At 70.7% G+C, this 20,440-nt stretch carries 17 protein-coding genes; 11 read left to right on the top strand and 6 right to left on the bottom strand.

The window, feature by feature from the left end; all coding sequences use genetic code 11:
* The first annotated feature begins 241 nt into the window (after window positions 1-241).
* Together ACFVUT_RS28925 and ACFVUT_RS28920 are read left to right on the top strand one after the other, a co-directional pair.
* Entirely contained in the window at window positions 242-538 is a 297-nt protein-coding gene (locus ACFVUT_RS28925; RefSeq protein WP_389655268.1) for a hypothetical protein, read from the top strand.
* Between the two features lie 83 nt (window positions 539-621).
* Window positions 622-1,647 carry a peptidoglycan-binding protein gene (locus ACFVUT_RS28920; protein WP_389655266.1) on the top strand — a complete coding sequence of 342 codons (1,026 nt, stop codon included), beginning with the start codon at window positions 622-624 and terminating at the stop codon, window positions 1,645-1,647.
* Between the two features lie 247 nt (window positions 1,648-1,894).
* Here ACFVUT_RS28920 and ACFVUT_RS28915 read toward each other — a convergent pair whose 3' ends face one another.
* Entirely contained in the window at window positions 1,895-3,085 is a 1,191-nt protein-coding gene (locus ACFVUT_RS28915) for a saccharopine dehydrogenase family protein (protein WP_389655264.1), read from the bottom strand.
* 204 nt (window positions 3,086-3,289) lie between these two features.
* Between ACFVUT_RS28915 and ACFVUT_RS28910 the strand changes: the two genes are divergently transcribed.
* The 4 genes from ACFVUT_RS28910 (at window position 3,290) to ACFVUT_RS28895 (ending at window position 9,141) form a co-directional block, all read left to right on the top strand.
* The gene (locus tag ACFVUT_RS28910; RefSeq protein ID WP_389655262.1) at window positions 3,290-4,432 is read left to right on the top strand and encodes a CaiB/BaiF CoA transferase family protein; all 1,143 of its coding nucleotides are present in this window, start codon (window positions 3,290-3,292) and stop codon (window positions 4,430-4,432) included.
* A gap of 107 nt (window positions 4,433-4,539) precedes the next feature.
* Window positions 4,540-5,682, top strand: a complete 1,143-nt coding sequence (locus ACFVUT_RS28905; protein WP_389655260.1) for an acyl-CoA dehydrogenase family protein — start codon at window positions 4,540-4,542, stop codon at window positions 5,680-5,682.
* Window positions 5,683-5,717: 35 nt separating this feature from the next.
* Window positions 5,718-6,932, top strand: coding sequence for an acetyl-CoA C-acetyltransferase (locus tag ACFVUT_RS28900; protein WP_389655258.1), 1,215 nt, complete (start codon window positions 5,718-5,720; stop codon window positions 6,930-6,932).
* 37 nt (window positions 6,933-6,969) lie between these two features.
* Complete coding sequence (locus ACFVUT_RS28895; RefSeq protein ID WP_389655256.1) at window positions 6,970-9,141, top strand: 3-hydroxyacyl-CoA dehydrogenase NAD-binding domain-containing protein; 2,172 nt, start codon at window positions 6,970-6,972, stop codon at window positions 9,139-9,141.
* Window positions 9,142-9,218: 77 nt separating this feature from the next.
* Here ACFVUT_RS28895 and ACFVUT_RS28890 read toward each other — a convergent pair whose 3' ends face one another.
* Entirely contained in the window at window positions 9,219-9,950 is a 732-nt protein-coding gene (locus tag ACFVUT_RS28890) for a MerR family transcriptional regulator (RefSeq protein WP_389655254.1), read from the bottom strand.
* 398 nt (window positions 9,951-10,348) lie between these two features.
* Between ACFVUT_RS28890 and ACFVUT_RS28885 the strand changes: the two genes are divergently transcribed.
* From ACFVUT_RS28885 to ACFVUT_RS28875, 3 genes are all read left to right on the top strand, one after another.
* The gene (locus ACFVUT_RS28885; protein ID WP_389655252.1) at window positions 10,349-11,119 is read left to right on the top strand and encodes a VOC family protein; all 771 of its coding nucleotides are present in this window, start codon (window positions 10,349-10,351) and stop codon (window positions 11,117-11,119) included.
* Window positions 11,120-11,331: 212 nt separating this feature from the next.
* A complete protein-coding gene (locus ACFVUT_RS28880; protein ID WP_389655250.1) occupies window positions 11,332-11,808 on the top strand; it encodes a macro domain-containing protein in 477 nt (158 codons plus the stop codon).
* A gap of 539 nt (window positions 11,809-12,347) precedes the next feature.
* Window positions 12,348-12,983 (top strand): TetR/AcrR family transcriptional regulator, encoded by a 636-nt coding sequence (locus tag ACFVUT_RS28875; protein WP_389655248.1) that lies wholly within the window; start codon window positions 12,348-12,350, stop codon window positions 12,981-12,983.
* Between the two features lie 161 nt (window positions 12,984-13,144).
* On the opposite strand, the gene ACFVUT_RS28870 is transcribed toward ACFVUT_RS28875, so the two are convergent.
* Together ACFVUT_RS28870 and ACFVUT_RS28865 are read right to left on the bottom strand one after the other, a co-directional pair.
* Window positions 13,145-13,600, bottom strand: coding sequence for a hypothetical protein (locus tag ACFVUT_RS28870; RefSeq protein ID WP_389655246.1), 456 nt, complete (start codon window positions 13,598-13,600; stop codon window positions 13,145-13,147).
* A 148-nt stretch (window positions 13,601-13,748) separates the two neighbouring features.
* On the bottom strand, window positions 13,749-14,645 hold the full coding sequence (locus ACFVUT_RS28865) for an oxygenase MpaB family protein (RefSeq protein WP_389655244.1): 897 nt from the start codon (window positions 14,643-14,645) through the stop codon (window positions 13,749-13,751).
* 295 nt (window positions 14,646-14,940) lie between these two features.
* Between ACFVUT_RS28865 and ACFVUT_RS28860 the strand changes: the two genes are divergently transcribed.
* A complete protein-coding gene (locus ACFVUT_RS28860) occupies window positions 14,941-15,843 on the top strand; it encodes an oxygenase MpaB family protein (RefSeq protein ID WP_389655242.1) in 903 nt (300 codons plus the stop codon).
* Between the two features lie 22 nt (window positions 15,844-15,865).
* Here the strand turns inward: ACFVUT_RS28860 and ACFVUT_RS28855 are convergent, their stop codons facing one another.
* Window positions 15,866-16,915 (bottom strand): LacI family DNA-binding transcriptional regulator, encoded by a 1,050-nt coding sequence (locus tag ACFVUT_RS28855; RefSeq protein WP_389655240.1) that lies wholly within the window; start codon window positions 16,913-16,915, stop codon window positions 15,866-15,868.
* Between the two features lie 147 nt (window positions 16,916-17,062).
* Window positions 17,063-18,556 carry a M1 family metallopeptidase gene (locus ACFVUT_RS28850; RefSeq protein ID WP_389655238.1) on the bottom strand — a complete coding sequence of 498 codons (1,494 nt, stop codon included), beginning with the start codon at window positions 18,554-18,556 and terminating at the stop codon, window positions 17,063-17,065.
* Window positions 18,557-18,764: 208 nt separating this feature from the next.
* Here ACFVUT_RS28850 and ACFVUT_RS28845 point away from each other — a divergent pair, with 208 nt between their 5' ends.
* Window positions 18,765-20,402, top strand: coding sequence for an ABC-F family ATP-binding cassette domain-containing protein (locus ACFVUT_RS28845; protein ID WP_389655236.1), 1,638 nt, complete (start codon window positions 18,765-18,767; stop codon window positions 20,400-20,402).
* Window positions 20,403-20,440: the final 38 nt, after the last annotated feature.

Raw genomic sequence — 20,440 nt, 5'->3', positions numbered from 1 at the left:
TTCTGCGTGCATAACCACAGGTCAGCGCCGCGCATCGGGACGGCGCACCGGTGCATCGACTCGCGGGACGCAGATCGTAGTGAAAGCCCCGTTCCGTGCTGCACAGTTGTGGAGCGGCCGGCTCGTCGGGCCCCGTGAACCCCACCTCTTCCCACCCCTTCGCCGGGGTGCTCCTGCCTGCGCATTCGCGGTGGGCGGGGCCGGCCGCAGCCGTCTCGCGGACGAACAAGGAGATCTGCATATGCCTCAGACATCACCCGTACGAGTGCGCGTCGCCCTGACCGGTACCGCTGGGGGAGCGGCCCTGATCGCGCCGGCGGTGATCGCCCCGGCCGTCGAGGCCGCGTCGCCCTCGTCGTACGGGGTGAGCGGTGTGGACACCAGGCACAACAACCCCCGAGACGTCTTCCGCGGCAGTCCGGCCGAAACTGCGCGCGATGACGACGAATCCGGCGGCGTGACCGGCGGGCCCAGCCGGGCGTCATCCCGCTTCCGCCTCGCGATTCCACGGCGCTCATCCGGCTTCCGAAGCCCGTGACGCTCACACGGCGTGCGCCGCCCGAGGGCCGAGCCGTGCGCCGTCCCCATCCCACCACCACCACTCATGACGAGGAGTCATCCATGTCCGCACGTCCCACCCGGTCCCACCGCACCGCGGTCCGGCTCGTCACCTGCGTCGCCGCTGCCGCCGCACTGACCGGCCCGACCGCTTCCCTCGCCGCCGCGAGCGGACCGCGGACGGCGGCCCCGGCCGCTGTCGAGCACTCGGCCCGTTACGCCGCGACCGGCTGGCCGACCCTGAAGACGGGGAGCAAGGGCGCCGCCGTCACCGCCCTGCAGTACCTGCTGAACGCCCGGGGGCAGGCGCTGAAGGCCGACGGTGCCTTCGGTCCGGCCACGACCGCCAAGGTGAAGGCGTTCCAGAAGTCCCAGCGCCTTGCCGCGGACGGCATCGTCGGAGCGGGAACCTGGAGCAAGCTCGTCTCCACCCTGCGACGCGGTGCGAAGGGTCCGGCCGTGAAGGCCGCGCAGACGCTGCTGAAGGCACGCGGCCACGCGGTGGCCGTCGACGGGTCCTTCACCGCTGCCGTGGCGGACCGGGTGAAGTCCTTCCAGAAGTCTGCCGGGCTCGCCGCCGACGGCGTCGTCGGCGCCCGGACCTGGGCGGCGCTGCTGAGCGGCACCCCGTCCGGCGGCAGCCGAGCGGCCCTGGCCAAGCAGATCCTGGCCCAGAAGCAGATCACCCTGGCCACCGTCCACCCCGGTGGCACGCACGCCGGGTCGACGGCCCGGCAGAACCTCGTCGACACGGCGAACGGCAAGGGAGCGCTCACCAGCCCGTGGGGCGACCGGCCCAACCGGCGGGTCGCCCTCGATCCCCGGATGCTGAACGGTCTGCTGAAGCTGCGCACCCAGTACGGCTACCGGCTCTCGGTCTCCGAGATCGTCGGCGGCGACCACAGCCGCAACTCCAGGCACTACGCCGGGATCGCCTTCGACATCACGCACATCAACGGCCGCCACGTCGGCAGCGGCGCCCCGCACAAGCAGCTCATGGCAGCCTGCAAGAAGCTCGGTGCGCAGGAAGTCCTCGGCCCGGGCAACGCCGGGCACAGCCGCCATGTGCACTGCGGCTGGTCTCGCTGACCCCGACCCGCTGATTCCGACCCGCTGACTCCGACGCGCTGATTCCGACGCGCTGACTCCGACGCGCAGAAGGACGACAGGTGCCCGGCCGCCCTCGGCGCGGCCGGACACCGGCACGTCCGGCCGCAATCGAGGCGGGCACCGGCACTTCAAGCGTGCCCCGCCCCGCCCGGCCACCGGTACGTCAGGCCGTGCCCCGCCTGGCCACCGGTACGTCAGGCCGTGCCCCGCCTGGCCACCGGCCGGCTCAGCGAGCCGCCGCCACCCGGAAACGCAGCCCGGCCGAGCGAAGCCGATCCAGCAGCGCGTCGCCCATCGCGACGGCCGTCGTGACCTGCCCCGAGCTCGGCTCCAGCTCGTCCAGGGCGAGGCACAGCGCGGACTCGGCGAGCATCTTCGCCGTCTCGTCGTAGCCGGGGTCGCCGCCCGACACCTCGGTGAGAACCCGGCGACCGCCGCCCTCGCCGACGAAGCGGACGGTGAACCAGCTGCGCCGCCGCCGCTCCGCGTCCGGGCCCTCCCCCGGCTGGTACCGGTCCATCAGCCAGGACCGCGCCGCCGGCACCTGCGCGGCACCCAGCAGGGCGGCGGTCGCGGCCGTGCCGCCCAGCACCACGGGCAGATGCTTCACGGAGGCGAAGTGGCGGTAGCGGAAGTCGGGACCGTACCGGGCGAGCACGCGTGCCGAACGTTCGACGACCTGCGGGTCCAGCGTCGGCAGCGGCAGGGCCCAGGTGCCGGTCTCCGCGCTGAAGTGCGGGGCGCCGAGCCGGGCCCGGGCGCGGCGGGCGACCAGGCGCGGTTCGTGCAGGCGGCGCTCCTGCGCGGCGCGCCGCATCTGACGGCCGCGGCCCATCGCGGTGAGCGCGGAGGCGAACGTACCGCCGGAGAAGACGGCGTTGCTGCGGACGAACCCGTCGACCGTCAGCGGCACGTACTGCGGCAGCTGCTGGACGGTGAAGTACACCCCGAGATCGTGCGGGACGGAGTCGAAACCACAGGCATGCACGATCCGGGCCCCCGTCTCGCGGGCCCGCGCGTCGTGCTCCAGATACATACGGTCCACGAACTCCGCCTCGCCGGTGAGGTCCGCGTAGTCCGTCCCGGCCTCGGCGCAGGCCGCGACCAGCCGCTCGCCGTACGAGACGTACGGGCCCACCGTCGTGGCCACCACATGGGTGGATTCGGCGAGTTCGCGCAGCGCGTGCTCGTCCTCGGCGTCGGCGTGCAGCAGCGGGAGTTCGGCACAGCGCGGGTCGACGGCGGCGAGGCGTTCGCGCAGCCGCTCCAGTTTGACCCGACTGCGTCCGGCCGCGGCCCAGCGGAAGCCGGCAGGGGCATGGGCGGCGAGATATTCGGCTGTGAGGGCGCCCACGAAGCCGGTGGCGCCGAAGAGGACGACGTCGTAGGGGCGTTGTGGCCCGTTCTGTCTGTTCACGCATGCCTCCGCGAGGGCCGGGGCCGATGTAGCAGGCAGAGGTTAGCGGAGGGGTTCGTGGCGGTGTGCGGCCGGGCGGCGCTCGTGGGGGAGGATCCCGGAGGAAGAGCTAAGCGCTTGCTCGGCCTCAGGGGTTGTGCGGAGCGCGGTGCGTTCTTAGCATCATCGCTGTTACATCAGTTGTGTCACACCGCTGGGGGTTTGATGGCAACGACGGAGCACGGACCGCTGGCGGGTGTGCGGGTGGTCGAGCTGGCGGGCATCGGACCCGGTCCGTTCGCCGCCATGCTGCTGGCCGACCTCGGTGCCGATGTGGTCAGGGTCGACCGCCCCGGGGGACCGGGGCTCGGGATCGACCCCGCGTACGATCTCACCAACCGCAACAAACGCTCCGTGCTCGTCGACCTCAAGACCGAGGACGGGCCCGCCGCGGTGCTCGATCTGGTCGAGCGTGCCGACATCCTGATCGAGGGGTACCGGCCGGGCGTCGCCGAGCGCCTCGGGGTCGGACCGGCCGCCGCGCTGGCCCGCAATCCGCAGCTCGTGTACGGACGGATGACCGGCTGGGGCCAGGACGGGCCGCTGGCCGATCGGGCCGGGCACGACATCTCCTACATCGCCCTCACCGGCACGCTCTCCATGATCGGCAAGCCCGGTGAGCCGCCCACCGTCCCGGCCAATCTGGTCGGCGACTATGCGGGCGGCTCGCTCTATCTCGTCGTCGGTGTCCTGGCGGCCCTCCAGCACACCCGCACCCCCGGCGGCCGGGGTCAGGTGGTGGACGCGGCGATCGTCGACGGCGCGGCCCATCTCACCACGATGATCCACGGCATGCTGGCGGCCGGCGGTTGGCAGGACCGGCGCGGATCCAACCTTCTGGACGGCGGCTGCCCCTTCTACGGCTCGTACGGGACCGCAGACGGCCAGTACATGGCGGTGGGCCCGCTGGAACAACGGTTCTACGCGGAGTTCATCAGGCTTCTCGGTATCGAGGACGAGGCGCCGGACCGGGGCGACATCACCCGCTGGGAGGAGCTGCGCGACGTCGTCGCCGACCGGTTCAGGACCCGTACACGCGCGGAGTGGACCGCGGTGTTCGAAGGCACCGACGCCTGCGTCGCCCCCGTCCTCTCGCTCGGTGAGGCGCCGAGCCATCCGCACCTCGCGGCCCGCTCCACCTTCGTCGAGCACGGCGGGCTCACCCAGCCGGCTCCCGCACCCCGCTTCTCCGCCACCCCCGTGTCCGTACGCAGCGGTCCCGCACGGCCCGGCGAGGACACCGATGCCGTCGCCGCCGACTGGGGCGTACCCGGCATCACGCGGCCCCGGAGGGACACCACGGGCTGACGGCCCCCTCGCCGCCTGCCGATGCGCGGAAGTTCCTGCTCCGTACCGTCCCCGGCCCCGAACCCGCCCGGCTCATCCCCCCAAGAACAGGCTCCAGGAGGCCCGCAGTGCAGCGGCAGATCTTCACCGAAGAGCACGAAGCGTTCCGCGAGACCGTCCGCACCTTCCTCACCAAGGAGGTCCTCCCGCACTACGAACAGTGGGAGAAGGACGGCATCGTCTCGCGCGCGGCCTGGCGCGCGGCCGGACGGCAGGGGCTCCTCGGCCTCGCCGTACCCGAGGAGTACGGAGGCGGAGGCAACGCCGACTTCCGCTACAGCGCCGTCCTCGCCGAGGAGTTCACCCGGGCCGGTGCCCCCGGCCTCGCGCTCGGGCTGCACAACGACATCATCGGCCCCTACCTCACCGGCCTCGCCACCGACGAGCAGAAGCGGCGCTGGCTGCCGGGCTTCTGCAGCGGCGAGACCATCACCGCCATCGCCATGACCGAACCCGGCGCGGGCTCCGACCTCCAGGGGATCCGCACCACCGCCGAGGACCGGGGAGACCACTGGCTGCTCAACGGCTCCAAGACGTTCATCTCCAACGGCATCCTCGCCGACCTGGTCGTCGTGGTGGCAAGGACGACCCCGGAGGGCGGTGCGAAGGGCCTCTCGCTGATCGTCGTCGAACGCGGGGCCGAGGGCTTCGAGCGGGGCCGCAACCTCGACAAGATCGGCCAGAAGGCCCAGGACACCGCCGAGTTGTTCTTCCACGACGTCCGCGTCCCCAAGGAGAACCTGCTCGGTGAGAGGGACGGCGCCTTCATCCATCTGATGACCAACCTGGCGCAGGAGCGGATGGGCATAGCGGTCGCCGGAATCGCCGCCGCCGAACACCTGCTGGAGATCACCACACGGTACGTCAAGGAGCGCGAGGCCTTCGGACGGCCGCTCGCCAAGCTCCAGCACATCCGGTTCGAGATCGCCGAGATGGCCACCGAGTGCGCCGTCACCCGGACCTTCGTCGACCGGTGCATCGTCGACCACTCCGACGGCGGGCTCGACGCCGTCCATGCCTCGATGGCCAAGTGGTGGGCCACCGAACTGCAGAAGCGCGTCGCCGACCGCTGTCTCCAGCTTCACGGCGGATACGGCTACATGACGGAGTACCCGGTCGCCAAGGCATTCACCGACGGTCGCATCCAGACCATCTACGGCGGTACGACCGAGATCATGAAGGAGATCATCGGCCGCTCGCTGCTCGCCTGACCCCCGACGCACAACCACCCCGAAAGGCTGCTGTCTTGAGTACCGAAGCGTATGTCTACGACGCGATCCGCACCCCGCGCGGACGCGGCAAGGCCAATGGCGCCCTGCACGGCACCAAGCCGATCGACCTGGTCGTCGGCCTCATCCACGAAATCCGCAGCCGCTTCCCCGGACTGGACCCGGCAGCCATCGACGACATCGTCCTCGGCGTCGTCAGCCCGCTGGGTGACCAGGGCTCCGACATCGCCCGGATCGCCGCCGTCGCGGCCGGCCTCCCGGACACCGTCGCGGGCGTCCAGGAGAACCGCTTCTGCGCCTCGGGGCTGGAGGCCGTCAACCTGGCCGCCGCCAAGATCCGTTCGGGCTGGGAGGACCTCGTCCTCGCGGGCGGCGTCGAGTCGATGTCCCGCGTGCCGATGGGATCCGACGGCGGCGCCTGGGCGATGGACCCGATGACCAACTTCGACACCGGTTTCGCCCCGCAGGGCATCGGGGCCGACCTCATTGCCACCATTGAGGGGTTCTCCCGCCGGGATGTCGACGAATTCGCGGCACTCTCGCAGGAGCGTGCCGCCGAGGCGTGGAAGGACGGCCGCTTCGCACGCTCCGTCGTTCCCGTCAAGGACCGCAACGGGCTGGTCGTCCTCGACCACGACGAGCACATGCGGCCGGGGACCACCGCCGACACCCTCGCCGCGCTCAAGCCGTCCTTCGCCGCGATCGGAGAGATGGGCGGCTTCGACGCGGTGGCGCTGCAGAAGTACCACTGGGTCGAGAAGATCGACCACGTCCACCACGCGGGCAACTCCTCCGGCATCGTCGACGGCGCCGCACTCGTCGCGATCGGCAACAAGGAGACCGGCGAGCGGTACGGGCTCACACCGCGCGCCCGCATCGTCTCCGCCGCCGTCTCCGGCTCCGAGCCCACCATCATGCTGACCGGCCCCGCGCCCGCCACCCGCAAGGCCCTGGCCAAGGCGGGACTCACCATCGACGACATCGACCTCGTCGAGATCAACGAGGCGTTCGCCGGCGTCGTCCTGCGCTTCGCCAAGGACATGGGACTCCCCCTCGACAGGATCAACGTCAACGGCGGCGCGATCGCGCTCGGCCACCCGCTGGGCGCCACCGGCGCGATGATCCTCGGCACCCTCATCGACGAACTCGAACGGCGCGACAAGCGGTACGGCCTCGCCACGCTCTGCGTCGGTGGCGGCATGGGCGTCGCCACCGTCATCGAGCGTCTCTGACCGCCCCGGCCACCCCTGCCTACGGAGAAGAAGAGCAATGACCGAGAGCACGACCATCCGCTGGGAACAGGACGAGACCGGCGTCGTCACCCTCGTACTCGACGATCCCCAGCAGTCCGCCAACACGATGAACCAGGCCTTCAAGGACTCCATCGCGGCCGTCGCCGACCGCGCCGAGGCCGAGAAGGACACCATCCGCGGCATCATCTACACGTCCGCCAAGAAGACCTTCTTCGCGGGCGGAGACCTCAAGGACATGATCAAGGTCGGTCCGGAGAACGCCCAGCAGGTCTTCGACACGGGCACCGCCATCAAGAACTCGCTGCGCCGCATCGAGACCCTCGGCAAGCCCGTCGTCGCCGCCATCAACGGCGCGGCCCTCGGCGGCGGTTACGAGATCGCCCTCGCCGCGCACCACCGCGTCGCCCTCGATGCCCCCGGCTCCCGGATCGGCCTTCCCGAGGTCACCCTCGGCCTGCTGCCAGCGGGCGGCGGCGTCACCCGCACCGTACGCCTCATGGGCATCGCCGACGCCCTGCTGAAGGTGCTGCTCCAGGGCACCCAGTACACCCCGCGGCGCGCCCTGGAGAACGGACTGGTCCATGAGGTCGCCACCACCCGGGAGGAGATGCTCGACAAGGCCCGCGCCTTCATCGACGCCCACCCCGAATCGCGGCAGCCCTGGGACGTCAAGGGGTACAGGATCCCCGGCGGCACCCCGTCCCACCCGAAGTTCGCCGCGAATCTGCCGGCCTTCCCGGCCAACCTGAAGAAGCAGATCGCCGGCGCTCCGATGCCTGCCCCCCGCAACATCCTGGCCGCCGCCGTGGAGGGTTCGCAGGTCGACTTCGAGACCGCGCTGACCATCGAGGCCCGCTACTTCACCGAGCTGGTCACCGGCCAGGTCGCGAAGAACATGATCCAGGCGTTCTTCTTCGACCTCCAGGCCGTCAACTCCGGAGCCGGCCGCCCCAAGGGCATCGAGGAGCGCCAGGTCCGCAAGGTCGCCGTCCTCGGCGCCGGGATGATGGGCGCGGGCATCGCGTACTCCTGTGCCCGCGCGGGCATCGACGTCGTCCTCAAGGACGTCTCGACGGAGGCCGCCGCCCAGGGCAAGGCGTACAGCGAGAAGCTTCTCGCCAAGGCACTCGCCCAGGGCCGCACCACCGAGGCCCGGCGGGACGAGTTGCTCGCCCGCATCACCCCGACCGGTGACCCGGCCGATCTGGCGGGTTGTGACGCCGTCATCGAGGCCGTCTTCGAGGACACCGCGCTCAAGCACAAGGTGTTCCAGGAGATCCAGGACATCATCGAGCCGGACGCCCTGCTCTGCTCCAACACCTCGACCCTGCCCATCACCGTCCTCGCCGAGGGGGTCGCACGTCCCGCCGATTTCATCGGGCTGCACTTCTTCTCACCCGTGGACAAGATGCCGCTGGTCGAGATCATCAAGGGTGAACAGACCGGCGACGAGGCTCTGGCCCGTGCGTTCGACCTGGTTCGCCGGATCAAGAAGACGCCGATCGTCGTCAACGACTCCCGCGGCTTCTTCACCTCGCGGGTCATCGGCCAGTTCATCAACGAGGGCGTGGCCATGGTCGGCGAGGGCGTCGAGCCCGCCTCGGTCGAGCAGGCCGCCGCGCAGTCCGGCTACCCGGCCAAGGTGCTCTCCCTGATGGACGAGCTCACCCTCACCCTGCCTCGCAAGATCCGCAACGAGACCAGGCGGGCCGTGGAGGAAGCCGGCGGCACCTGGGCCGGGCACCCGGCGGACGCGGTCATCGACCGGATGGTCGACGAGTTCGGCCGCCCCGGACGCAGCGGCGGCGCGGGCTTCTACGAGTACGACGAGGACGGCGTCCGCACCCGTCTGTGGCCCGGACTGCGGGAGCACTTCACCAGGCCGGACACGGACATCCCCTTCGTCGACATGAAGGAGCGGATGCTGTTCTCCGAGGCGCTGGACAGCGTCCGCTGCCTGGAGGAGAACGTCCTCGTCTCGGTCGCCGACGCCAACATCGGCTCCATCATGGGCATCGGCTTCCCGCCGTGGACCGGCGGCGTGCTCCAGTACATCAACGGGTACGAGGGCGGCCTGCCCGGATTCGTGGCACGCGCCCGGGAACTCGCCGCGAGGTACGGCGACCGCTTCCTGCCGCCCGCACTCCTCGTGGAGAAGGCCGAGAAGGGCGAGACCTTCCACGACTGAACCACTGAGCGACTGAACCACTGAGCGACTGAATCCCTGAACCACCGAGCCACCGACCGCGACCGCTCGGGCCGCGTTCACTGCTCCGTGAACGCGGCCCGCAGTTCCTCCCTCAACGACCGCTGGAACGCGGTCACCAGCGCCTGGAGCACCATCGGCTGCATATGGGCCGACAGCGACTTCATCGCGGCCACATGCTCCGGGTCCGACTCCCGCTCCCGGTACGGGCCCCAGACCTCGTCGCGGAACAGCCGGGTCAGCTCCTGTGCCGCGGAGCGGGCGTGCTCCAGCAGCACCGTGCGCGCGGCCAGGATCGTCTCGTGCGCGATCGGTACGCCGAGCAGTTCGACCCCGAGCCGCAGCAGTCCCGGGTCCACCCGGTACCTGCCGTCGGTCGGCTCGGCCCGTTCCAGTACGCCCATCGCGGCCAGCCGCGCCAGGTCCTGTTCACTCAGCGCCCGGCCCGCACGCCGCTCCAGCTCCGCCCGCGTCGCGTCCTCCGGCGTATCCGGCGCCCAGGACGCCACCAGCGCCCGGTGGATCGCCAGATCGTGCGCGCTCAGATCCGGCGGCAACTGCTCCAGATAGCGTTCTATCGCGGCCAGCGTCATGCCCTGGTGCTGAAGCTCCTCGATGAGCGCGAGCCGGGACAGATGCTCGTGCCCGTAGTGCCCGACGCGGCGCGGACCGATCACCGGCGGCGGCAGCAGACCCCGGGTGCTGTAGAAACGCACGGTGCGTACGGTGACACCGGCCCGTGCCGCCAGTTCGTCGACGGTGAGCGTCGGCTCCTCGGTCCCGGTCGCCATGTCTGCTCCTCGCGTTCCGACACAGCGGCGAATGCTGCGTCTGCACCAACCAGGTTCAACAGTATTGCTGTCTCACCACTGTTGTGAAAGTGCCCGGGTGTTGTGAAAGTGTGCGGCGACCCTGTGGTGAAAGCGCCCGAGCGCCGCCCGAGCGCGGTCCGAGCGCGGTCCGGGCCGGTACGAGTTTCGCGTACCCCGCGCCGCGCGGATCCCGACCGGGCGGCCCCAGCGGGCCTTGCGCGCGCCACAGCCGTGCGGCGCCGAGCACCGTGGTCCCGAGCCGGCCGTTCCTCCGAACGAGTGTCCTGCGCACCAGTGTCCTGAGCGATTTGCCCGTCGTTGGTCGTATCTGGGGGCCCCTCGACCGAGGGCCCCGTGACATGAAGGAGGCCGACGTCATGCCTGAGGTGAGCGCGCCCTACGCGCCCGGCACACCCTGCTGGGTGGACCTTGAGGTGCCCGACCTGAACAAGGCACTGGATTTCTACCAGGATCTGTTCGGCTGGCAGGTGGAGCCGTCGCCGAGGAGCGGCGGGTACACATGTACCCTGCGCGGCAAGCCCGTTGCCGGGATCACAGCGACCATGCGGCAGGAGGGCGGACCGCCCAGGTGGCTCACCTGCTTCGCGGTCGCCGACGCCGACGACGCGCTCCAGGCGGTCGAGACCCATGGCGGTACGGTGCTGACGCGCACGACGGATCTGCTCACGTCCGGTCGCACGGCCGTCGCGGCCGACCCCACGGGAGCCACGTTCGGGCTCTGGCAGGCCGGCGACTTCATCGGCGCCCGCGTGGTCAATGAACCGGGCTCAGTGCTGTGGAACGAACTGAACACCCCCGACCCCGACAAGGCCGGAGGCTTCTACAACGCCGCTCTGGGCCCCACGGTCGCGCCGCTCGAAGGCAGCCCCGGGTACAGCCTCCTCATGGTGGGCAGCCGGCTGGTCGCCGGCCTGCAGAAGCTGGAGGACCCGCAGGACGGAGCGCTCGCCCACTGGCTGACGCTCTTCGCCGTCGAAGACGCGGACAGCACGGCGGACGCCGCGGTGCGGGCCGGTGCCACGGTGCTCAGGAAGCCGTTCGACATGATCGTGGGCCGGATGGCTGTCCTCCGGGATCCGCAGGGTGCCGTCTTCGCGGTCATCAAGCAGTCACCCATCGAGGTCTGACACCGGCATGGCCCACGCCCGCAGCCGCCGCGCTCCGGACGGCTGCGGGTACCGCCTTTTGTTCCTCCTCTGCGCTGTTTGCCGTGCGACGGCCTGCTTCTCGCTCGCTTCCGCGGAGGCGCGCTCGCCCGTCGGTCGTTGCACCGCACGCGCAGGACACCCAAGCCCGAACGGCCCGGCCCACTGTCAGTGGTGGCTCCTACGCTGATGTCATGTCGGAGATCACGTACGTACGGGGGGACGCCACCGCCCCGCAGGGCAAGGGCGTCAAGCTGATCGCGCATGTCTGCAACGACCTGGGCGGCTGGGGCAAGGGGTTCGTCCTGGCCGTCTCGCGTCGCTGGCCCGAACCGGAAGCGGCCTACCGCCGCTGGCACCGCGAGCGCGCGAGCAACGACTTCGCCCTGGGCGCCACCCAGTTCGTGCAGGTGAGCCCGCACGTCTGGGTGGCGAACATGGTGGGCCAGCGCGGCATACGCACGGGCAGTAAAGGGGTGCCGGTGCGCTACGAGGCGATCGACACGGCGTTGGGAGCCGTGGCCGACCGGGCAGCCGAGCTGGAGGCGTCGGTTCACATGCCCAGGATCGGCTGCGGTCTGGCGGGCGGTAAATGGTCGAGGATCGAGCCGTTGATAGAGCAGCGGCTGCTGAGCCGGGGCACGGCGGTGACGGTGTACGACCACGATTAGGGCCCGTCCGGAGTCGTGATCAGTGCGCGGTCGCTGCCGATACGGCGTACGCGTGAGGTGGGCGCGGCCCGCCATCGCTCGATGCTTCTCGTGCTTGCCGCCGCCGTGGCCCATCAGGGCCAGGGCGGCGCGATCGGCGCCGGAGGCCGGCGACCAGAGAACGCCGGGGATCTCGCCCACGGTGAAGTCGCGCTCGACCATGCTGTTCGACGACGCATCGGCGGTGAACTGCAGCGAGCGCACAGGTGTTGCCTTTCGGGAGCGCCCTGTTGTCGAGGCGCTCCCGACGACACCTATGCGGTGCGGTCATTTCGCAGGGCCTGGATGAGCCACGTGTACACCGGGATCGGGCTCGGTACTACCTGCCAGCCGTTGACGGCTATTCCCCGGCTGGTCCCCGACCGAGAAGTCCTCGGGGGAGGGACAGCCTGGAAAGGGGGAGAGACAGCCCTGGAACGGGGGAGAGATACAGAGAAACGGATCAGGTCGCAGTGTGACGGCTTCTAAGGTGGGGGGAAAGTGGGCGACGGGGAGGGCTGATGGCGGCACGGAGTACGGACGAGACACTGCTGGCCCGGGCGCTCAGCGAGACACCACCGGCGGACGCGCTGAACGAGCAGATCCTCGACGCCGCGCGGGAACAGTTCATGACCTTCGGGCTGCGCCGTTCGACCGTCGATGACGTCGCCAAGCGTGCAAGGGTCTCGCGGGTCACCGTCTACCGGCGGATCGGCAACAAGGACAGTCTGGTCTCGGCCTGCCTGCTGCGCGAGTACCGGCGCTTCGTCGTGGAAGTGGACGAGGCGGTCGCCGCACTGCCCACGACGGAGGACCGGCTCGTCGAGGGATTCACCGCCGTTCTCGGGCACATCCGTGAACACCCTCTCATCGGAGGGCTGTTGAGACTGGAGCCCGAGATCATGCTTCCCTTTCTGACGCTGGAGAGCGGGCCCGCCTTCCTCGCCATCCGCGACTATCTGGCCGACCGGCTGCGCCTCGCGCGCCGCGCGGAAGGCCGGCCGGTGAGCGATCCGACACCGGTCGCCGAGCTGATGGTGCGCATCACGGTCTCCTTCCTCCTCAACCCCGTCAGCTGCTTCGAACTCGATGACGACGCGCAGGTACGGGCGTTCGCCCGCCGCTGTCTGGTGCCGCTGCTCGCCGTCGGGCACTGAGCGGCTCCGTAGCGGTGCGAACCCCGGCCGTCACCCTGCCCCCGGGGCTGTCTCGATCCGGGTGGGCAGGGTGCGTGACGAGGACGAGGTCTTCGGCCGCGCCGAAGGGAAGGGCGCGCGGCCCACGGCGGCGTGAGCGGCGGGGCGACCGCCCCGGCAGCTCACCGTTCGGGCGGAGGGGCGAGCAGCATCGGCCAGTCGTCGGACGCGGCGAGCACGTCGTCGAGCGTGCGGTCCGGGCCCGCGGTGAACACCGCGGTCGCGGGTGCCGCCCGCGCGTACATCTCCGGGTCCGCCTCGGTCTCCACGCGCAGCACCAGCGCCGCCTCCGGATCGACCGCCGACCGGCCGGGGAAGTCCGCGGCGTCCACACCGACCTGCCCCAACGCGAACGGGTACACGGCGATGTCGACCACCAGACGGCCGTGGTCGAGGATCCACTCGCCCCAGCCGTCGGTCTGCGACAGGTAGAACACGCCGTCGCCCTCGTAGGAGTAGCTGCCGAGCCGGGAGACGGCGCGCTCGCCCGGTGAGCCCTCGGGGTCGACGACGAGCATCACGACGGGCACATCGGGCTCGTCGGGATGGACGCCGGGACGGATGTGGAGCCGGGCCACGAGTGACCTCCGATGACGGGCGGGCGGGGCACCAGTAGAGCACGGCTGCCGATGACCGTCGGCCGTGACGTCCGCAGCGTCTGCCGGCCCCGTCGTGGCGGGGGTGGCAGGTGGTTGGCAGAGTCTTTTCCGGCCGTGAGCCGTCGGGTCAGCCGGTACGGGGGGCCGCCTCCCTCTCGTCCGGCAGGGGCTCCAGGGTTCGGCTGCGTGCCCAGTGCGGGCCGAGATCGTCGAGCCGCCAGCCGAACGGGTACGAACGGGGCTGCGGGCGTGAAGGCAGCCGACGCGGCCGGGCGGGCAGCCACCGTACGCACCGCGCACGCAGCCGCAGGGCGCCCGCGGCCGACGACCGTGTCCAGTGCGGTTGCGGCCGGAAGCCCAGCGCTCGGAGCAGCGGCTCGTCCAGGAGAGCGAGCGAGAACCGCGCCACCAGCGGACGCAACGGCCGCGGATACCAGCTCGCCATGACGCGGAACGTCGCGTTCGCGACTCTTCGGTTGGCCGGGTCGTACGCGAACATCCGCTCCTCGTAGGAATCGAGGAGCCTCTCGAACCCGTCGTACGTGTCAGGAGCCCCCTCGATGCCCATCATCATTGCCGTCTTCCGGCCGACCTCCGCCAGCGCCTGGATCTCCTGTGTGCACAGAGGGCGCCAGCCGAACCGGTCGATCCAGCGTTTCGGGCCGACGACCGTGGTCGCGAGAACATAGAGGAAGTCCTCGTTGGGGATCCGGTACTTGCCGTGGATCCGGTTGAGATGACGCGCCGCGGCCCGGCCCCGCTCCGAGTCGAAGCCGTCCGCGGCCATCTCGTACCCGATGAGCACCGTGTCGTCGTACCGCTTCTGCCCGGACCGCTCGAACTCCTGGGTGCGGTCGAGGAGCACAGAGATCCGCGGGACGCCGTAGTCGCGGAGGAACGCGACGCTCACGCCCTGGCGGTAGTCCCAGGGGAACTCGTACTGCGAGATCAGCCGGAGGATCTCGGCGTAATCGTGCGCGGGATCCATCCGGCGGATCTCGCGCAGGCGGCTGTAGCGGCCCATGGTGCGCCCTCCTGTCCGTGTGCCGGGTTCATGCGGGCCCTGCTTCTTGGTGCTCTCCTTGCTCCTCGGTCACCCAACTCCCCTTCTGTTGAAGCGAAGTGACGGCCCATCGGAGATGAGGAGTCAAAGATACAAATACTATCGACTTGTTTCATCGGTCGCGTCAACACTGTCGAAGAGGGTGCGGGGAAGCGTCCGAGGAGTCCCTGCGCACCTTCCCGGAAGCGGTCGCATACTGGATCGCACAAGGGCCGGGCGCCAAGCCGTTCGCCCCGCAGGCCGTCGGGAGCTCCGTATGAACACCGAAGCAGTCAGAGGCGGCGATCCCGCCCCGCCGCCGCCCGGCGGTGTGCTCTGGGGCATCTCCGGCGACATCCGTGCCCTCCTGATGCTGCCCGCCGCCCTCACCCTCCAGGTCGCCCATCCGGCGGTCGGCGCCGGCGTCGACGCGCACTCCGTCTTCCGCACGGACCCGTGGGGGCGCGGCGAGAGGTCGCTGAGGTCGCTCCAGCTGTGGGTGTACGGAGGCGAGGAAGCCGCCGAGGAGGGGCGCAGGCTCCGCGCACTGCACCGCACCATCCAGGGCACCGACACCCGGGGGCGCCGTTACCGTGCGTTGTCACCCGCCACCTATGCGTGGGTGCACGCCACGGGCTTCCCCGTCTACCAGTACGGTGCCCGCTACCTCCTCCGGCCGCTCACCGGCGCGCAGGAACGGGCGCTGTACCAGGAGTGGCTCCAGGTGGGCAGGGTTCTCGGCATTCGCGACCGGGACATGCCCCCGACGATCGAGGAGTTCTGGCCGTACTTCCGCAAGGTGCTCGCGGACGAGATCGAGAGGACCGTCGTCGTCGAGGACCTGATCGCCACCGACCGGCCCGTCCCGCCGCCGGACCTCGGTCCGCTGCCGGTCCGGCTGCTGCTGAAGCTGCTGTGGCCGGTGCTGTTTCCGCCGCTGGCCCGGTTCCGGCGCTTCGTCACCATCGGACTGATGCCGCCGGACGCACGGGCGGCGATCGGGCTGGAGTGGACGGATGCGCAGGAGCGCCGGCTGCGGCGGTTCTGCGGTGTGGTGCGGCGCGTCGTGCCCGTCCTGCCCGAGCGGCTGCGCTATCTGCCCTACGCGCGCAGGGCGCGGGCGGCGCATCGCGAGGCCGTCCGGGGCCGGGAGGCTCGGAGCCTGTTGGGTGGCCTCTGAGCGAAGGTCACCCGACAGGCTCTCAGGCGGAGGCCCGGCGCACCAGCTCGGTCGGCGTGATCACCGATTCCGGCTCCGTGCCGCCGCCCTCGCCGTTCAACCGCCGCATCAGCATCCGTACCATCAACCGGCCCATCCCCTCGACGTCCTGACGGACCGTCGTCAACGGAGGATCGGTCGCCTCGGCTATCGACACCATGTCGTCGAAACCGACCAGGGCCACCTGCTCCGGCACCCGGCGACCGCTCTCGTGCAGCACCCGCAGGGCGCCCGAGGCCATCAGGTCGTTGGCCGCGAAGACGGCGTCCAGATCGGGCCGGCGGTCCAGGAGCCGCGTCATCGCCCGTGCGCCGCCCTCGACGGTGAAGTCGCCGTCCACGAGCAGTGCCGGATCGCTGTCGGGCAGCACATCGTGGTAGCCGTCGATGCGGTCGAGTGCCGAGGTCTGGTCGCGCGGCCCGGCGATGTGCGCGATCCGTCGTCGGCCCAGGGAGACGAGGTGGCGTACCGCCTCGGCCGCGCCGCCGCGGTTGTCGCAGTCGACGTACGGGACGGCCCGTTCGGGCGCGGCGTCCGGCCGGCCGGGACGGCCGCCGTAGACCGTGGGCACCCGGAACCGGCTGATGATCGCGGGCAGTTCGTCGTCCATGTGCAGCGAGAACGCCAGCACGCCGTCCACATGGCCGCCGGCCAGATAGCGGGCGACCCGGTCGAAGTCCCCGCTGCCCTCCACCAGCAGCAGCACCAACTGGGTGTCATGGACGATCAGTTCACGGCTGATACCGCGGATCTGCTGGGAGAAGAACGGGTCGGAGAAGATCCGGAACTCCGGCTCGTCGATGATCACGGCGACCGCGCCGTTGCGCCGGGTGACCAGGGCCCGGGCAGCGTGGTTCGGGACGTAGCCGAGTTCGTCGACCGCCTTGCGTACCTGTTCCACGAGCGGTCGCCGCACCCCCGTCCCACCGTTCACCACCCGGGAGGCCGTCGCCCGTGAGACTCCGGCGAGCGCCGCCACGGCTTCCAGCGTGGGGCGGACATCGCGAGCGGAATCGGGAGTCGGATCGGGCAAGGGGCACTCCTCGTACACGGAATCGGACCGGAAACAGCCGGACAGCACCGACAGCGTCAGCCTATCCGGCGCCCTCGGCCGTCCGCCGGGCGCCGTCGCCCGCCTCTCCTCGGCGGGCGACGGCGCCCGGATCCGGTCCGGGGACCGTCAGCGGTGGTCGTGAATCGTGTTCGTGGCCGCGATCCTCTGCCACGACGCGGGCTGTGCGGGCGCGGTGGCGGCTCCCACGGCGCGCGCTTCGCCCGCCGCCGGGTCCTGAGGCCGCGTCGGCTGGTACAGCCAGGTGTCGAAGAGGCCGGCGAGCGGCCGGCCCGAGACGCGTTCCGCGTACGTCACGAAGTCCCCGACGCTCGCGTTCCCATAGGCGTGCTCGGCCGGCCAGCCCTTCAGCAGCTCGAAGAACGTCTCGTCGCCCACCTCGTTGCGCAGCGCCTGGATCGCCATCGCACCCCGGTCGTAGACCGCCGCGTCGAACTGGTCGTCGGGGCCCGGGTCGCCCGGCCTCACTGTCCAGAAGGCGTCGTCCGCCGGGTGCTGTGCGTAGGTGTAGTCCGCCAGCTCCTGCGCGGTGCCCTCACCTTCCTTCTCCGACCACAACCACTGGCTGTAACGGGCGAAGCCCTCGTTGATCCAGATGTCCTTCCAGCCCTTGACGGACACGCTGTCGCCGTACCACTGGTGTGCCAGCTCGTGGACGACGACCGAGACGTTCGCGCCGTTCGCGAACTGCCGGGGGCTGTAGAACGGCCTGGTCTGGGTCTCCAGCGCGAATCCGCTCGTCACATTGGGGGAGTAACCGCCGAGCGCGTCGAAGGGGTACGGTCCGAAGATCTCCGTCAGCCACTCGGCGACCTCGGCGCTCCGCTCGATGCTGGCGCGTGCCGCACCGGCGTTGGCGCCGAGATCCTTGCTGTACGCGTTGACGACCGGCAGCCCGTCCGACGTGGTGTCCGTGGTGATGTCGAACCTGCCGATCGCCAGCGTCGTCAGATACGTCGCCTGCGGCTTGGTGGAACGCCAGTTGAAGCGGGTCCAGCCCAGCTTCGAACTCTGCGACTGGAGAACACCGTTGCTGATCGCCTGGGTGCCGTCCGGCACGGAGACCGAAATGTCGTAGGTGGCCTTGTCCAGCGGGTGGTCGTTGCTGGGGTACCACCACACGGCCGACTCCGGCTCCTGCGCGGCCACCGCGCCGTCCGGGGTGCGGACCCAGGAGGTCCAGCCGTTGATCTTCAGCTCGGACGGCTTCCCGGCGTACCGCACGACCACCGAGAAGGTCTTGTCCTCGGCCAGCGCCGCCGCCGGGGTGATCTCCAGCTCCTGGTCGCCGCTCCTGGCGTGACCGGCCTTCCTGCCGTTCACCCGCACCTCGGAGACGTCCAGTCCGAAGTCGAGGTCGAAGCGCGAGAGTTCCTGGGTGGTCGTGGCGAGGATCGTCGCCGTCCCCTCCAGCAGGTCCGTCGCGGGCTGGTACGTCAGTCGCAGGTCGTAGTGGGACACGTCGTAGCCGCCGTTGCCGCTGACCGGGTAGTAGGGGTCGCCGATGCCCGGTGCGCCCGCGGTGCCTTCGGCGGCCGAGGCCGGGATCGCCAGCAGCAGGGAGGCCGCGAGTGCGCTCGGGACGATGAGTCTGCGGTGCACGAATGCTCCAAGTGGTCGGGGCGAATGATCTTTCGAACCGTCGCGTCGACACTATTCAGCGACGGCCGCACCGGTCGTGTCCATGGCAAAAGCTGTCACACGATCGCCATCCGGCCGACATGGCCCGTGCCCGCCGTCACGGCATGGCGAACCACGACCGGCCGGACCGCGCCGCCCTCCCCGACCGCCGATTAGGATCGGCACCCTGATGACTGCCACTCTCGTTGCCAAAGACCTCGCCGCCGGACACGGCGACCGCACGCTCTTCGCCGGGCTCGACCTCGTCGTCGCCCCCGGCGATGTGATCGGTCTCGTCGGAGTCAACGGCGCCGGTAAATCGTCCCTGCTCCGGCTGCTCGCCGGACTCGACCGGCCGGAGGAGGGCGAGCTGCGGCTCTCCCCGCCCACCGCGACCGTCGGGCACCTCCCGCAGGAGCCGGAGCGGCGTCCGGGGGAGACCGTGCGGGAGTTCCTGGCCCGCCGCACGGGCGTCGCCGACGCCCAGACGGCGATGGACGCCGCGACGCAGGCCCTGGTCGACGGGGCGCCGGGCGCGGACGACGCGTACGCCGAGACGCTGGAACGCTGGCTGGCCCTCGGCGGCGCGGACCTGGACGAGCGGGCCGAGGAGGTCGCCGCCGACCTCGGCCTGACCGTCGGGCTCGACCTGCCGATGACCGCACTCTCCGGAGGCCAGGCAGCACGAGCGGGCCTGGCCTCCCTCCTGCTCTCCCGCTACGACGTCTTCCTGCTCGACGAGCCCACCAACGACCTCGACCTGGACGGCCTGGAGCGGCTGGAGCGCTACGTCTCCGGGCTGCGCGCAGGCACGGTCGTCATCAGCCACGACCGCGAGTTCCTGATGCGTACGGTCACCAGGGTCCTCGAACTGGACCTGGCCCAGCAGCAGGTCAACCTGTACGGCGGTGGGTACGCGGCCTATCTGGAGGAGCGCGACAGGGAGCGCAGGCACGCCCGCGAGGAGTTCGAGGAGTACGCCGACAAGCGCGCCGCCCTCGAAGGACGCGCCCAGACACAGCGCGGCTGGATGGAGAAGGGCGTCAAGAACGCCCGCCGCAAGGCCACCGACAGCGACAAGATCGGCCGCAAGTTCCGCAGCGAGTCGAGCGAGAAGCAGGCCGCGAAGGCCCGGCAGACCCAGCGCATGATCGAACGGCTGGATGTCGTCGACGAGCCCCGCAAGGAGTGGGAACTGCGGATGGAGATCGCCACCGCCCCCCGCTCCGGCTCGGTCGTGGCCACGCTGCGCGAAGCGCAGACCGTACGCGGCGACTTCACCTTCGGCCCGGCGTCCCTGCAGATCGACTGGGCGGACCGGGTCGCCATCACCGGCGCCAACGGAGCGGGCAAGTCGACCCTCCTCGCCGCACTCCTGGGCCGTCTCCCGCTGGACTCCGGCCACGCGACACTCGGCTCGGGCGTGGTGGTCGGCGAGGTCGACCAAGCGCGCAAGCTGTTCCACGGCCCGGAGTCGCTCCTGGACGCGTTCTGCGCCGCCGTCCCGGACACCGAACCGGCCGAAGTCCGCACGCTGCTCGCCAAGTTCGGCCTGCGCGCGGACCATGTGCTGCGTCCCGCGACGACCCTCTCACCCGGTGAACGCACGAGGGCGGCACTCGCCCTGCTCCAGGGCAGGGGCGTCAACCTCCTCGTCCTGGACGAGCCGACGAACCACCTCGACCTGCCCGCGATCGAGCAGCTGGAATCGGCGCTGGACTCGTACACGGGGACGCTGCTGCTGGTCACGCACGACCGCCGCATGCTGGAAGCCGTGCGGACGACGCGGCGCGTCGAGGTGGTGGACGGCAAGGTGAAGGAGCTCTGACGGGCCCCTCGGCCCGGAGCGTCGGGGCGGCCCGCCCG

It is taken from the genome of Streptomyces sp. NPDC058051, assembly GCF_042885475.1.
Classification (GTDB): domain Bacteria; phylum Actinomycetota; class Actinomycetes; order Streptomycetales; family Streptomycetaceae; genus Streptomyces.
The sequence above is the reverse complement of the archived record's forward strand: the minus strand, read 5'-3'. Positions and strand labels throughout refer to the sequence as shown.

What these genes read in the sequence shown, in the direction of transcription:
- ACFVUT_RS28925 (WP_389655268.1), top strand. Translation starts at nt 242, where the DNA reads ATGCCTCAGACATCACCCGTACGAGTGCGCGTCGCCCTGACCGGTACC.
- ACFVUT_RS28860 (WP_389655242.1), top strand. Translation starts at nt 14,941, where the DNA reads ATGAACACCGAAGCAGTCAGAGGCGGCGATCCCGCCCCGCCGCCGCCC.
- ACFVUT_RS28920 (WP_389655266.1), top strand. Translation starts at nt 622, where the DNA reads ATGTCCGCACGTCCCACCCGGTCCCACCGCACCGCGGTCCGGCTCGTC.
- ACFVUT_RS28890 (WP_389655254.1), bottom strand. Translation starts at nt 9,950, where the DNA reads ATGGCGACCGGGACCGAGGAGCCGACGCTCACCGTCGACGAACTGGCG.
- ACFVUT_RS28895 (WP_389655256.1), top strand. Translation starts at nt 6,970, where the DNA reads ATGACCGAGAGCACGACCATCCGCTGGGAACAGGACGAGACCGGCGTC.
- ACFVUT_RS28865 (WP_389655244.1), bottom strand. Translation starts at nt 14,645, where the DNA reads ATGGGCCGCTACAGCCGCCTGCGCGAGATCCGCCGGATGGATCCCGCG.
- ACFVUT_RS28845 (WP_389655236.1), top strand. Translation starts at nt 18,765, where the DNA reads ATGACTGCCACTCTCGTTGCCAAAGACCTCGCCGCCGGACACGGCGAC.
- ACFVUT_RS28885 (WP_389655252.1), top strand. Translation starts at nt 10,349, where the DNA reads ATGCCTGAGGTGAGCGCGCCCTACGCGCCCGGCACACCCTGCTGGGTG.
- ACFVUT_RS28880 (WP_389655250.1), top strand. Translation starts at nt 11,332, where the DNA reads ATGTCGGAGATCACGTACGTACGGGGGGACGCCACCGCCCCGCAGGGC.
- ACFVUT_RS28910 (WP_389655262.1), top strand. Translation starts at nt 3,290, where the DNA reads ATGGCAACGACGGAGCACGGACCGCTGGCGGGTGTGCGGGTGGTCGAG.
- ACFVUT_RS28875 (WP_389655248.1), top strand. Translation starts at nt 12,348, where the DNA reads ATGGCGGCACGGAGTACGGACGAGACACTGCTGGCCCGGGCGCTCAGC.